9 protein-coding genes are annotated in these 14,845 nt (G+C 36.4%); 2 read left to right on the plus strand and 7 right to left on the minus strand.

What is annotated here, in order from left to right; genetic code table 11:
* Positions 1-3 precede the first annotated feature (3 nt).
* The 5 genes from IGJ24_RS09120 to IGJ24_RS09140 all read right to left on the minus strand — a co-directional run bounded on the left by IGJ24_RS09120 (position 4) and on the right by IGJ24_RS09140 (position 6,217).
* Entirely contained in the window at positions 4-1,470 is a 1,467-nt protein-coding gene (locus IGJ24_RS09120) for an ABC transporter substrate-binding protein (RefSeq protein WP_002362904.1), read from the minus strand.
* A gap of 23 nt (positions 1,471-1,493) precedes the next feature.
* The gene (locus IGJ24_RS09125; protein ID WP_002359877.1) at positions 1,494-2,417 is read right to left on the minus strand and encodes a carbohydrate ABC transporter permease; all 924 of its coding nucleotides are present in this window, start codon (positions 2,415-2,417) and stop codon (positions 1,494-1,496) included.
* 11 nt (positions 2,418-2,428) lie between these two features.
* Positions 2,429-3,385, minus strand: coding sequence for an ABC transporter permease (locus IGJ24_RS09130; RefSeq protein WP_002356852.1), 957 nt, complete (start codon positions 3,383-3,385; stop codon positions 2,429-2,431).
* Positions 3,386-3,912: 527 nt separating this feature from the next.
* Positions 3,913-5,306 (minus strand): IS3 family transposase gene (locus IGJ24_RS09135; RefSeq protein ID WP_104837045.1). Its coding sequence is split into 2 segments (ribosomal slippage): positions 3,913-4,766 and positions 4,766-5,306, totalling 1,395 coding nucleotides; the frame shifts between segments, so codons are not numbered across the junction.
* 95 nt (positions 5,307-5,401) lie between these two features.
* Positions 5,402-6,217: a MerR family transcriptional regulator gene (locus IGJ24_RS09140; protein WP_289865862.1), complete on the minus strand. Its 816-nt coding sequence runs from the start codon at positions 6,215-6,217 to the stop codon at positions 5,402-5,404.
* A 66-nt stretch (positions 6,218-6,283) separates the two neighbouring features.
* Here IGJ24_RS09140 and IGJ24_RS09145 point away from each other — a divergent pair, with 66 nt between their 5' ends.
* Together IGJ24_RS09145 and IGJ24_RS09150 are read left to right on the plus strand one after the other, a co-directional pair.
* Complete coding sequence (locus IGJ24_RS09145; RefSeq protein WP_289865863.1) at positions 6,284-8,011, plus strand: ABC transporter ATP-binding protein; 1,728 nt, start codon at positions 6,284-6,286, stop codon at positions 8,009-8,011.
* 52 nt (positions 8,012-8,063) lie between these two features.
* Complete coding sequence (locus IGJ24_RS09150; protein ID WP_438775397.1) at positions 8,064-9,842, plus strand: ABC transporter ATP-binding protein; 1,779 nt, start codon at positions 8,064-8,066, stop codon at positions 9,840-9,842.
* A 53-nt stretch (positions 9,843-9,895) separates the two neighbouring features.
* On the opposite strand, the gene trpS is transcribed toward IGJ24_RS09150, so the two are convergent.
* Both trpS and IGJ24_RS09160 read right to left on the minus strand, forming a co-directional pair.
* Positions 9,896-10,900, minus strand: a complete 1,005-nt coding sequence (gene trpS, locus IGJ24_RS09155) for a tryptophan--tRNA ligase (protein ID WP_002362895.1) — start codon at positions 10,898-10,900, stop codon at positions 9,896-9,898.
* Positions 10,901-11,061: 161 nt separating this feature from the next.
* Complete coding sequence (locus IGJ24_RS09160; RefSeq protein ID WP_438775398.1) at positions 11,062-14,841, minus strand: Ig-like domain-containing protein; 3,780 nt, start codon at positions 14,839-14,841, stop codon at positions 11,062-11,064.
* Between the last annotated feature and the right edge of the window lie 4 nt (positions 14,842-14,845).

Below are 14,845 nucleotides of genomic sequence, written 5' to 3' on the forward strand. Positions count from 1 at the left end.
TGATTATTTTTGAGATTGGATATATTCGTCTAATTGTGTTTGCATTTCTTTTTGAACTTTATCCCAGCCAGCTGTTTTTAGGTCATCCATTAATTTTGGAAGTGTTTCTTCTGGATCAACAGTTCCTGTATTTAAGCTTGCTGCGTAACGGTTCATAACTGTAGCAACGTTAGTAATTTCAGTTTTAACTTTATCATTTACAAAAGTAAAACCAAGAATTGGTGAATCTTTTGCTTCTTCGATGCTCTTATCACGTTCTTTAACCATTTCTTCAGTGACAGATTCTTCTGGCCAAATGATTAAGTTGTTTCCTGTGTTCCAAGCACTCAAATGAGTTGTTGGTGTGTAATCTTTCAATAATTTCACGCGATCATCGCCAACTTTTTCATATTGTTTGCCTTCTTCACCATAAACAAGTCCGTTTAACAATTCTGGATTGCTGTTTAATAAGCCTAGCAATTCAACAGATTTTTCTTTGTTTTTAGACGTATTTGCAACAACATAGTTAGCCATTTGCGCTTGTGATGTTGTTTTTAATGGTTCTGTTAGTGGACGAGAAACAAGTGGTTTACCAGCAGCTTGTGTTAAGATTGTATCACCATAATCCATAGGTCCTTGTGTTTCTTGACGCATAAACCAAGTATTGGTATTTAAGTCATATGGTGTTGTACTTGTAGCAGCATCTGTTGGAATCAAGCCATCTTTATACCATTGATGTAAGACTTTTAAGTTATTAATCATGTCTTTGTCGGCATATTGGTTAATAATTTTTGGTGAGCCAGTATCAGTTGTTTTTACTGCAAATGGATATTGGTTACCAATAGGGAAGTCATAATTACCTGTTGCAAAGAATGTTTGGCCGATAGCAAAAGCAGCAATATTTGGTTCTTTTTTATGGAATTCTTTTAGAACTTCCGTTGCACTTTCATAACTACCATCGACTTTACTAATATCTAAATTGTATTTATCGACATATTCTTTATTAAAAGTTAAAACTTGTTGACCGTAAGAGTTACCTAAAATTGGGAACGCATACAGTTTTCCATTGATTGTATTTCCTTTAATATAGTTATCTGGCAATTGATCATAGGCTTCTTTTGCATATTTAGGTGCTAAATCAGTTAAATCAGCATAGGCGCCTTTTTGTGCATTCGTTGCATAATTTTGTGCTAATGAAATATCATAGCTTTCACCAGAAGCAACGATTGTTGACATTTTTTGGTCCCAATCGCCCCAACCAACAAATTCCATTTTTAATTTTGCCCCAATTTTTTTCTCGATAATTTTATTCGCATTATCGATTAATTGGTCATAATTATCTGGTTTGTCCCCAACACGATACATTAATAACGTTGGTGTACTATCATCACCTTTTGACGCTGCATCTTTTGAAGATTTACCGCATGCGCTTAGTCCTACAGCTAAAGCTGCTGCGCCAGCTACGGCTAATCCTTTTTGCCATTTTTTCATTCCTTATTTCCTCCTGTACAATTTTATTCTTTCACGCCGCCGATTGTTAAACCACCCACGAAATATTTTTGGAAGAATGGGTAAGTTAACGCAATTGGTAACGTAGATAAGACAACAATCGCCATTCGAGCCGATTCACTTGGTAGAACGCCTAAGCCTTCTTGTGCTGCTGCACCCATATCCGTACTTCTTGATAAGAACTCTAAGTTGTTTTGAATTTTCATCAATAAATACTGTAATGGCACCAAGGTATCTTTTTGAATGTAAAGTAACGCATTGAACCAATCGTTCCAATAACCCAAAGCCGCAAACAAACTAATTGTGGCAATCCCTGGAACGGCTAGCGGTAACACAATGCTGACAAAAATGCGCATTTCACTTGCGCCATCAATACGTGCCGATTCAATAATACTGTCAGGCACGGTTTTCTTGAAAAACGTTCGCATCACTAAAATATTAAATGGTCCTAAAGCTAAAGGCAAAATTAACGCCCAAATTGTATCTTTCAATTGCAATAAGTTTGTCATTACTAAATAGTTCGCAACCATCCCTGGTGAAAATAACATTGTAATTAACGCAAACAATGTAAAGAATTTTTTAAATGGAAAGTTGGAACGAGAAATGACATAGGCATATAATGACGTCATTGTTGCATTGACAATCGTCCCTGTCACCGTAATGAAGACCGTTACCCCTAAGGCATGAATAATGCGTTGACTCATTGCCCCTTGGAAAATGTAACGATAGGCCTCCAATGAAAATTCTTTTGGCCAAAACCGGTAGCCGTTTGCTGCTAATGATCCTTCACTTGTCAATGAAATCATAATAACAAAGAAAAACGGAACCACACAGGAAATAGCAAAAATAGCAATGACAATATTGAAAATCAAATTCGCTGTCGGGTTGAAGGATCGAACGTTAACGCTAGTGACTTTTTTCTTTTTCATAATCCTTCCTCCTAAAATAGTGCTGAATCTGGTTCAATTCGACGAACAACTAAATTCGCAATTAATAACAAACATGCCCCAACGACAGATTGATATAACGCTGCAGCTGCCGTCATGCCTACATCACCAGTAGCCGTTAAGCCATTGTAAATATAGGTATCTAACACACTTGTCACGTTGTAAAGCGCACCTGAGTTTCTTGGTACGATGTAGAACAAACCAAAGTCTGCTCTGAAGATACCGCCGATGTTTAAAATTAATAAAACAGACATCATTGGTAAAATTTGTGGAATCGTAACATTTTTTATTTGTTGCCATTTGTTGGCACCATCTACCATCGCTGCTTCATAGTATGTCGGATCAATCCCCATCACAGAAGCATAGTAGATAATACTGTTGTAGCCTAGGCTCTTCCAAACATTTAGGAAGACAAAAATTACTGGCCACCAACGTGGATCTGCATACCAGTTAATCATTGTGCCGCCATTACCAGTAATCCATTGATTCAAAATCCCTTTATCTGGACTTAAAAAGGCATAAACAAAATAGTTAATAACCATCCAAGATAAGAAATATGGTAGCAATGACATCGTGTGATAAACTTTAACCAAGCGACGATTTCTTAATTCACTCATAATAATAGCAAAAGCAATCGCGAAGAATAAGTTAAAGGCTAAAAAGACGACATTGTACAAAATGGTGTTTCTAGTAATTAACCAAGCATCTTTTGACGCAAATAAAAATTTAAAGTTTTCAAAACCAACCCAAGGACTTTCTCTTAGACTAGCTAAGAAACCATCTGGTGAAATATGAAAATCTTTAAATGCGACCACATTGGCTAAGACTGGTATATAGAAGAAAAATATAAACCAGATAAATCCTGGTAACGCCATAAGGATTAAGGCCTTATAACGCCATACATTTTGAAAAAACCCGTTTTTCTTCTTCATTCGTTTCGCTCCTTTCATAAATATAATAGCGTTTTCATAATATCTTTTTAAGGAACAAATTATAGGATTTGAGAAACAAATTATAGATTTTGTGTCATTTTAAGGTAAAAATTTACCGAATTGACTGTTCTTTGTGAAAACGTTTATCTGATATTTTTTTTACAACTGTTTAAGAACCATAAAAATAATTGGATAAGCCTCACTCATAAAGCGATTTTACTAGTGTGTATTTGTTTTATAAAACCTGAGAACTTGATAGTTTCACAAAGGTTATCCTCTAATTATTTTTGAGGAGGACTATTTTTGAATTTTATCCGTAAAAACACTAGAGCAATTCGTTTAATTGTAGTTTATTTTTTTGCAGTTTTAATGCAAGCTGGTTCTTTATTATTCCTAGCTATTTCACTACTATTTTTCTATTTGCCTTTATGCACACACAATATGTTGGATTTCTTGTTATAAATAAAAAAAGGAACTAGCTTAGCTACTGTAGTGAGACCCGAAAGTTAGACCGAATACCGACTGGAGAAATCTGGTCGGTATTTTTATGCGACGAACCGTTTACGGAATTGAACGGGACTGCACCCTAGTTTTGTCTTTATTCGTTGATGATTATAATAATCAATCCATTCCTCAATTGCTTGTTCTAGTTCTTCGAAACTAGAATAAATAATGCCATGGTAGGTTTCTTGTTTTAGTAAACCAAAGAAATTCTCCATAGGAGAATTATCAAAACAATTGCCTTTTCGAGACATACTTTGAAAGATCTGGTGACTGGTTAATTGCTTTTTGTACTGCTTCATTTGGTACCCCCAACCTTGGTCAGAATGAAAAGTGCGCCGATATGGACAATCTTGCGTTTTATCAATGGCTTCTTTTTGTGCCTCAAGAATTGCTTTGGCATTCGGCTGTTTAGAAATACGGTAAGACAAGATTTCACCATTAAATAAATCAAGAAAAGGATCCAAATAGAGTTTTTTTATTTGAATCTTTCCACTTTGATCACGTTCATAATACTTAAATTCAGAGGTATCTGTTGTTAGCTTTTGATGGGGTACTGAAGTGTAGAAACGACGATGTAGACGGTTTTTTTCGCCATAGCCAACGGTTCCTTTGTAGGAATTATATTTTCTTGATTTACGAATAAATTTTGTCCCTTTTAGGCCAAGTTTACGCATAAGACGACGAATTTTTTTCTGGTTTACGTTCAATCCTTGTTCTTTTAAAGCTAATTGAATACGGCGATAGCCATAGTTTCCTTTGTTTTCGTCAAAAATTTTCTTAATCAGGGCTTCTAATTTTTGATTGGGATTTTTTCGCTCAAATCGCTTTTGCCAATACATATACGTCGCTTTAGGAAATTTGGTTGCTTCCAGTAAGATTGTTAATCGGAATTTTTTTCGGAGTTCGTGGATGATTCGGGCATCTCGTTCTTGAGTCGTTCCGGGATATTCATTCCTAAAGCGCGGAGCTTTTTTATGAAGGCTAGTTCCGCTCGCAATAGTTCATTTTCATGTTCTAATTCTTGTTCACGTGTTCGTGTTTTTTTCACCTGAACGGGTTTCTTTTTCTTTGACATAGAAGGTCTTCCTTTCTGTTTTGGTGAAAGCCCTTCTATGCCTGTTTCTAGAAATTTCTGGTGCCAAGCCAGGACTAAGGTATCGTTTGGCAGACCATATTTCAATGCGACAGTCAGATAAGAGTCACCACTCGTTAAATAATAGTGTATGACATCCCGCTTGAATTTGGAAGAGTAATGTTGGTAATTTACTCTTCGATGAAGTGCGTTAAATCCAAATTTTTCGACTGTTTTAACCCATTTACGAACAGTCGAAAGTGAAGCAATATCAAATTGATTCGCAAGTGTTCGATAACCTCCTGCGCCATTTTGATAAGCTTCTACTACTTTTTTCTTGAATGCATAATCGTATTTTGCCAATTTAAATACGCCTCCAAAGTTAGATTTTTTGGTCTAACTTTGGGGGCGCACTACATACATTTGCTATTGCTAGTTCCTTCTTTGTTTCAATTACTTCACTTTTCCCCTAAAATTTCAATCCAACCATAATAATATTCAATATATTGATTCTCCTCTTCTAGTTGTGTCAAGATATGCTCCCCGACAACGATGCCTGTTTCAAATCCTTGTTTTGCTAAACGCTTTTTTACTTCTTCGATATTATTCAAACGGGTATCTTGTGTATTGACTTTTAAAATAAAGCCTTTGTATTGGCTACTTGATTCTTTGAACCAAATCACTTTATCTAAACTTTTTTTATTCACATGATTTGCCAAACAAATCCCATACGTCAGTTCATTGGATTCACTTAAATCCCCATAAATACCTAAAGTTGAAATGTGTTCCATGTAAACTTTCATCTCTTCTGGATCCTCAATATCAACAACAACAATTTTATCAAAAGGAATTGGTTCATCTGAAAAAACCAATGTTTCTAAATCAATTAACGCGTGTAAATGTAATTTTCTTTTCTTAATTTCTTTGTATTTATGTTGAAGCCTTTTTATTTCTTGCCCCAGTTGTTCTTCTGTTGCTTCCATGGTGGCATAGAGATCGGTAGGTGTCTTTTTATACAAATTCAACATATCTTTGATAGGAATCCCCATTTTTCGATAAAAATCAATATCATATATTTTGAACAAATCTTCTAAATCAAAGGTTCGATATCCGTTTTCTTCATTGCGTGTTGTACTAATCAACCCTTGCTCGTCCCAATAACGAATCGTGGACTTAGGGATATTTAACAACTCAGAAACATCTTTTATTGTGTAATTTTTTTCCATACTGTTCCCTCCATCAAAAAGTTTAGCATTTCTACTGTTGACATTCAAGTTACTTGAACGTGTACAATGACTCTTTGTAACAGCTAAAACGGTATTGTTTAAGGAGGAAATTTCATGAAATTAATGAAAGAGTTTATTAAAGAAAATAAATGGATTGTTCTTGCGACAACTTTAACCATCTGTTTGCAAATCGCAGGAACCCTTGGCGTCCCTAAATTAGTTGGCAAGTTGATTGATGTGGGCATCGTTAGCGGTGACCAACAAGTAATTAAAACGATTGGCATACAAATGTTTCTTGTGGCATTCATTGGAACAATTGCCGCAATTATTTCTAGCTATTTGTCTGCTTTAGTAGCTGCTAAATTTGGTTTTCAAGTTAGAGGATTGTTCTTTAAAAAAATTCAACAATTCTCGATGAAAAATGTTGATAAATTTGGTTCAAATTCTTTGCTAACTAGAATGACCAACGATGTAGATAATGTTCAAACAATGATTGTGCTGTTTTGCCAATTAATCTTTCCAGCGCCTATTATTAGTTTATTTGCCTTAGTGATGACATTTTCTTATTCAGTTTCACTCGCTTGGGTAACATTGGCTTCCATCGTATTTTACTTAGTGGTTGTTTATTTTTTAATGAAAAAAGGTACCCCTTTATCTTTAAAAATTCAACCAAAAATGGATCGAATTACTACGACTTTACGAGAGTTCTTTACTGGAATTAATATGATTCGTGCGTTCAATAATCAAGACTTTGAAGAGCAGCGAACCAATCAAACATTTAAAAATTATGCTGAACGCATGAGTAAAGTGAATCAAATCTTTGCTTGGATTACTCCCGTTGCCTTTTTATTAATGGGCGTTGTGTACGCCTCTATTTTGTGGTTTGGCGGTAATTTAGTTGCAGTAGGCACCCTACAAATTGGCACCGTTACAGCTGTGATTGAATATACGCTTCTAACTTTGGCCTACTTAATGATCGCGGCTATGGTATTAGTTGTCATTCCACGGTCCGTTGCTTCCTTGAATCGCTTGCAAGAAGTTTTGTCAGAAGAAATTGAAATTAGCGATCCTCATACTGAAGCAACCATTGCTTATCATCCTGAGAAAGCCTTGATTTGCTTCGATCACGTCACGTTTCAATACACAGAAACAGCTGATCCTGTTTTAGAAAATGTTAGTTTTGTCATCCCTAAAGGAAAAACAACGGCGATTGTTGGGGCAACTGGCGCTGGTAAAAGTACTTTAGTTAAGTTACTTTTACGAATAAATGATGTCACAGCCGGCACGATTAGCTATTCTGGCACAGATATCCGCTCATTATCTCAGCAAACGATTCGCCAAGTCATCAGTTATGTGCCACAAAAAGCCTTTCTTTTCAGTGGGACAATCTTATCAAACTTATTAATGGGAAATGCCAAAGCAACTACAGAAGAAATAAGAACGGCACTAGAAATTTCACAATCTTCTGAATTTATCGATTCCTTACCACAAGGGATTGAAAGTTTCGTAGCACAAGGCGGGTCCAACTATTCTGGTGGTCAAAAACAAAGAATGTGTATTGCACGAGCCTTAATCAAACCGGCAGATGTTTATATTTTCGATGATAGCTTTTCCGCATTAGATTACAAAACTGATGCCGCTCTACGTGCCGCTTTACATGCACAAATGTCGGACAAAACTTTACTCATTGTTGCTCAACGGTTAAGTACAATCATGAACGCTGACAATATTATCGTCCTAGATGAAGGAAGGATTGTTGGTCAAGGCACCCACGCTGATTTACTTACCACTAATAGCTATTACCAAGACTTTGCTAAATCGCAAGGTATCTTACCCAAGTAATTAAAGAAAGGATGTGACTGCTTGAAAGAAAGTTTTCTTTTCAAGCCATACAATGAAAAAAACAATGAATCTTCAAAGCTTTAAACGTTTCTGGAAAATGATTAAACCTGAGCATCCAATCTTTTATGGTCTAATGATCTGCAGTTTAATTGGAAACTTATTAATTGTTGCCATGACCTATATTATGGCAATCGGGATTGATAACCTCTTAGAAGCTATCAAGCGTGTCGGGCTCAAAGGCATGACACTTTCTTTAGTTGAAGAAGCGCTCTTAGGTCCCGTCTTACTTTTAATTCTCTTTTCAATCATTAGTAGTATCACTTCTTTTATTCAGGAACGAGCAATGGCTTCTTTAAGCGAACGGGTTACTTTAAGAATTAGAAAAGAAGTGACAAAAAAGTTTAAAACTTTACCAATGGCCTTCTTTGACAATCACCAAGTGGGCGATATCATTAGTCGTTCAACAACTGGCTTAAACCAGTTGTCACAAGTTCTTTTAACAGGCATCAACCAATTTTTCACTTCCGTCGTGACTATCCTTTTTGCAGGAATCATGTTGTTCTATATTGATGCAAAATTAACCATTTTAGTGTTGCTCCTAATTGGCGGCAGTACTTTCATGACGACAAAAATTGCGAATAAAAACAAGGTGTTTGCTGATCAAAGTCAAGCTGAATTAGGTCAATTAAATAATAAGATGGAAGAATATTTAGCAGGAAATTTGGTCACAAAAACCTTTAATCAACAACAAAATGCTGAAAAAACAATTGATGCTGTTAATCAACAACATTATCGTGCCTTTAAAAAAGCACAGTTTCTAAATTTTGCGATTTATCCAGCTATTCGTTTTATTAATCAGTTGGCTTTTATTATTAGTGCTATCTTAGGCGCAATGCTCGTTTTATCTGGTGGTATTACGATTGGTTTCTTGCAAGCGTATTTGCAATATATCAACCAAATTTCTGAGCCGATTTCTACCGCTTCTTATGTCATTAACTCAATTCAAGCAGCGATGGCTTCCATTGATCGGATTTTTGTTATCTTAGATGAAGCTGATGAACAGCCAGAAGCAACTCATTTAGAAACTATTTCTTCTCCTAAAGGAGCCATTGAATTTAAAAATGTTCAATTTGGCTACACACCAAAAAAAATTTTAATGAAAAATGTTGATTTTTCTGTTCAACCGAAAAAAACAGTGGCCATTGTAGGACCCACCGGCGCTGGTAAAACAACATTAGTCAACTTATTAATGCGTTTCTATGAAATAAATCAAGGCGCCATTACTTTTGATGGGATTGATATTACGAAACTTTCTCGACAAAATCTAAGAAATTTATTTGGCATGGTTTTACAAAACACTTGGCTATTTGAAGGAACCGTAGCAGATAATATTGCCTATGGAAAAAAAGATGCTTCTCGTGAAGAAATAATTGAAGCAGCTAAAATTGCTCAATGTGATCATTTTATTCGGACCCTTCCTCAAGGATATGATACAATTATTTCTAGCGAAAATGGTGCATTATCACAAGGGCAACAACAGTTATTAACCATCGCCCGAATCATTTTAGCAAATCCGCCCGTTGTTATTCTCGATGAAGCAACTTCGAGTGTGGACACACGAACAGAAGCCCATATTCAAAAAGCGATGGAAACTGTCACAGAAAATCGAACAAGCTTCGTTATCGCTCATCGATTATCCACAATTGAAAATGCTGATTTAATTTTAGTGATGAAAAATGGCGATATTATTGAAAAAGGAACGCATCAGGAACTATTACAAGCTCCGACTCTTTACGCCAGCTTATATAATAGTCAATTTCAAACCACTTAAAAAGAACTGGAACAAGTCATTCTTCTTTTGACTCGTTCCAGTTCTTTTATTGCTTAGAAATATTGAATTCCCATTGCTTTTTTGACTTCTGTTAAGGTTTGTGCTGCCACTTTTTCAGCAGCAAGACTTCCTTTATGCAACATTTCCATAATCGCTTCTGGATTTTTAGCCAGCTCTTCACGACGTCGACGAATCGGTGCGAGTTCTTCTTCTAGGACATCAATTAAGTAACGTTTAATTTTCACATCTCCTAAACCACCATGGCGATAGTGCTCTTTTAATTCTTCAATATATTCTTTATTTTTCCCAAAAACATCCAAGTAAGTAAAGACCATATTTCCTTCAACTTGTCCTGGGTCCTCTATACGAATATGATTTGGATCGGTATACATACTCATTACTTTTTTCTGTACCACTTCAGCTGGATCTGAAAGATAAATACCATTACCTAACGACTTACTCATTTTTCCGTTGCCATCAATTCCTGGCAAGCGTCCCATGCCTTTTGGTGGTAACACAGCTTCCGGTCTAACTAAAACTTCACCGTACGTCTGATTAAAACTATGCACAATTTCTTGCGCTTGTTCCAACATTGGTTTTTGATCTTCCCCAACTGGGACTAAATTCGCTTGAAAGGCAGTAATATCAGCAGCTTGTGAAACGGGATAAATAAAGAATCCTGTCGGAACACCCTCCCCAAATTTTTTTTGCTCAATTTCTGCTTTGACCGTTGGATTCCGACGAACACGTGACGTGGTCACTAAATTTAGATAGTACATTGTTAATTCAGCTAACTGTGGAATTTGCGATTGGATAAAAATTGTTGTTTTCGTAGGGTCTAAACCAACTGCTAAATAGTCCAAAGCAACTTCTAAAACATTGGCTGAAACTTTTTCGGGATTTTTTGCATTATCTGTCAATGCTTGTAAATCTGCAATCATGACAAATAATTGATTTGTAGGGTCTGCTTGCATTTCTACTCGTTTTTTTAAGGAACCTACGTAATGTCCTAGGTGCAATTTACCAGTTGGACGATCACCTGTTAAGATAGTATTCATTGTCTACACACCTTTATCGTTTACTTTCATTTATTATTTTACCTTGTTTTAAAAAGAATGAATAGTAGGCAATAGAATATTTATTGATTCTAGATAATCGAAGAGACTAGAAAGATTGCAAGCTACAGCAATTCTTGTTCCAGTCTCTTCAAACAGTTTATTTATTTTGTGACTTTAATTGAAAATTGTGCAGTTACTATCGGCAAGACTTTACTTGTTACTTTGATTTGATAATTTCCTGCAGCAGTCGTTGCTTCTGTCCTAATCAGACCGTTTTCATCTACACTTACTGTATTGCCAGCATCTGGTGTAACCAACTCATACGTTACTTGCGAGCTCCAAGCATCCGTTTCTGTGTGCGGCGCTTGACCAACCACTTTAGATTGAATTTGATAATTTTCGCCTGATTTTATAGTGGCTGTTTCTGTAGCAAATTGAATTCTTTCAGGAATCGCATGAGTTTGCACGACTTGGAAAATTTTTCGTTCATCAGGATTCGCAATTCCTATTTTTTCTTCTACTGCAGCAGGGAACTGGTAAGTACCTGGCGGGCTACTTGGCGAATAATTACTAACATCGTCATCCCAAGAAATAACCTTCAATTTCGTTTCGCTACCATCATCTAATTTTGCAATTACTTCAGTTGGCAAATTCAGTTCGCCTCGCGAGGTGCCTGTTAGTCGATCCAGCGTAGGCAATTCCTTGAATCCAACAATATGTTTAGCGGTGACTTTTACATTGGCAATAATTGGCATTGAGACACCTGCTGCTCGTCCTACAACAGTGAATGTTCCTTCTTTTTGATAAGAAGATGCTGGAACTTCTGACCAATTGACAGTCACTTCTCGTTGTGAACCATCCGAATAAAAAATAGTTGTTTTTTCTGGTAGATTAGGGGCTTGACCCGCTTCTGTCGCAACCTCAATCGACTCATGTTTGACTTCGAAAACATTCGATAAAACAATTTTAGGAGCTAAACTATACTCTGTTAGCTGTTGACCAGTTGGCAAGGTCAATTTGCCTGCTAAAAAGTCTTGATAGGCCTTTTGTGCGCCTTCTTTTGAAAAAGCATCAAACCCAGCATTATCAGAATCATAACCAGGCAAACGACTGTCTGTAATCGCTAATAAGAAACTTAACTTGGCTGGAATTTTCTCACCACTTTGAATTAGCTTCCGTAGATAGTTACTAATATCAATAGAGATTGTATTTTGATTATTCATAATTGAGCTATTTGTAAAAGATTGTCGAGCAATAAATTCTTCATTTGGTACATTTAAATTATTTGGACCATTGTTCCAAGTAATGGTGTTACTCATCCAATTAGTATCTGTTCCATAAACATCTACTTGGAACTGCGTATTTTTCAAACGTTCATCATTTGTATTTCCAGCACCATTCCACGCATCATAACGCATCACATTTAGTTCTAAATTGGCACTTTTTAGTGATTGATAGTTCTTCAATTCTTGTGTATCAATTTCAACGTAAATCCGGCGATTATACCCCGCAGAACTAGCATTTTTTAATTTTAATGCGTAATTGCCTGTATAGTTTACTCCATATGGATATTTATAGGCGTCTCCTGAACTAATGGCAGCAGTACCACCTGCTATAGCAGAGTATGCTCGGTTACCATCACTCTTTTGAACATAGGCAGTTTGGGCTGTTTTTAGTTTAACGGTGTCTTTTCCTTCACCAAGTTCACCCTCAAAAGAGACTTTGGCTGTTACTTTGACAGCATCTATCGGTAAGCCGATAACTGTTGCTGCAACTTCAACTGTGCCTGCTGTATTAATTTTTTCTTGAGGGATTGCTTCCCATTGTAACTTAAATTCTTTTTTGCCTGTCGCAACCACTTCTTCATTAACGACTTCTTCGTACGTTAATTCAACTTGCTCTGGCAAATTAGGATACACACCTGTTGCCGAACTAATTTCTAACACTTGATTTTGATAACGAATACTTTTTTCAATTGTGGATGCTTGTTGCGCACCAATATCTAAAACTTTATTTTTCAAGCTATTTCCAAAGAAGTCTTCGGCCGCACTGTTCACTTCCGACAAGCCTTTACCAATCGCTGGAGAGGTTTCTTTTAATTGGAACATTTGTGCTCGCTGACGTAAGCGTTCTTTGGAAGTAAATTCAACCACATTATCTTTTGTTGGTTTCAATGTCGTAAATTCTTGCTCTGCCAACTCTTTCACTTTTTCAGGGTTATCTGTGATTTCTAATTGTGGTTTTTCAAAAATGTTTCCACTTGATACTAATTTTTCAACAGTTGCACCACTTTTTTCTGTAGCAATTTCTTTTGGCCAAATAACATTATTTTTGAAATATTTTTCTGGATTATCGACCATTTTACGTTCAATTGGTTGTGTCCCATTTGTTGGATAATTAGATAAGAATTTTAATTGTCCGGTACCTTCTTTGTATAAAATATTATTGTAAAAATTGGCTACTGTACCACTGTTGTCAGAACTATTTCCTTCACCAAATAATGATGTTGAAATGCCGTCGCCAACATAAATCGTATTATTGTGGATAGTTGGCATTGCCGCTCCATCATTTTTTATCCAATAATGGAAAATGCTTTGTTCTTTATAATTGTAGCCACCAGCTCCGCCTGGATTGTCTTTACCTGTTCCTCGGTTACCACCGCCGTCATTAGCTGAGATATTGTACCGAATAACCGAATTTTTTTGATCAGACATAAGCAATAAAAAGCCGCCAGTATTATGATGTGAATAGTTATATTGATAAATAACATTGTTTGACTGCATGTCCACATCATAAGCTTCGGCATCGTTAAATCCATATTTGATTCCGTATACTTCGTTATATTGGAACAGTCCGTCATCTACAGACATTGCCCAAACGCCCGCGTAATTTTGTGTACCATAATCGGCATTGCACATTCGGACAGCAACATTTCCTTCGACGACACCGCCACTTTTGGCTTCTGACAAGACAATCCCGTCGCCAGCAATATCTTCTAAATAGTTATTACGAATCGTAATATTAGAAAACGTTTTGTAGAAAGTGTTGCCTCTTGAGGTATCTGAATCAGCTTTTGTTCGAATTCCTTCAAGTCCCACTCGTTGAATCACGTTATTTTCAATCAAAATATCATTAAATCCAGTCGTTGTTCGATGATCATTGGCTGCTGTTACTACATTGCCATTCTCATCAAACCAACTTCCTAAAACAATAATTCCACCTACCGCTTTTAATCGTTTGGTTGCAGTATTCCCACTTAGATTCAAATAATATTCTGTTTGAACGTCATGAACATAGTTATTCCGTATCGTGACACTATTGAACGTTCGATTTTGTTCATATCCTAGGACTAATATCCCCGCTCTTTGAGCATCTCCTGGTTTCTTATAGCCTTCGAGATTATCTAGCTCTGGTGTATTTGTCACTTCTAAGTTTGAAATATCCCAATATTCTTGGTTCACTAACTGTACGGCCCCTGAGATTGCACGTTTGAAAGTCCCTGTGCTGTAGGTGCCACCACCATTAATAATCGGACGCCGTGTTGTTTCAAAAATGGTTTCTCCTTTGTCATTCGTATCATAAAAATCAATGACAATCTTTTGTGCCGCTGTCCCATTCCCTTTTGGATGCAACAATTGGTTATTCCAGGTACTTTGCGCATTCAGCAGAAGATGGTCGCCTGGCTGAAACTCTGTCTGATTCACTTTTTCAAAATCACGCCAAGCACTGGCAGGTGACTGCCCATCATTGGCATTATTTCCCCCTTCCCCATCCACATAGTAGGTCGTTCCATTTTGAGCGACACCTGCTGAACGAAAAAGTAACGGTTGATCACTCACTGTTTCCCCATAAGCAGGAAGACTAAATAATTGAAGCTGGGAAAAAACAAGCAAAATAGAAAGGAAGATGGTTACACTTTTAAAATACGCTTTTTTTCTCATTTTC

Origin of the sequence: Enterococcus sp. DIV0546 (assembly GCF_051712785.1) — a bacterium.
Classification (GTDB): domain Bacteria; phylum Bacillota; class Bacilli; order Lactobacillales; family Enterococcaceae; genus Enterococcus; species Enterococcus faecalis.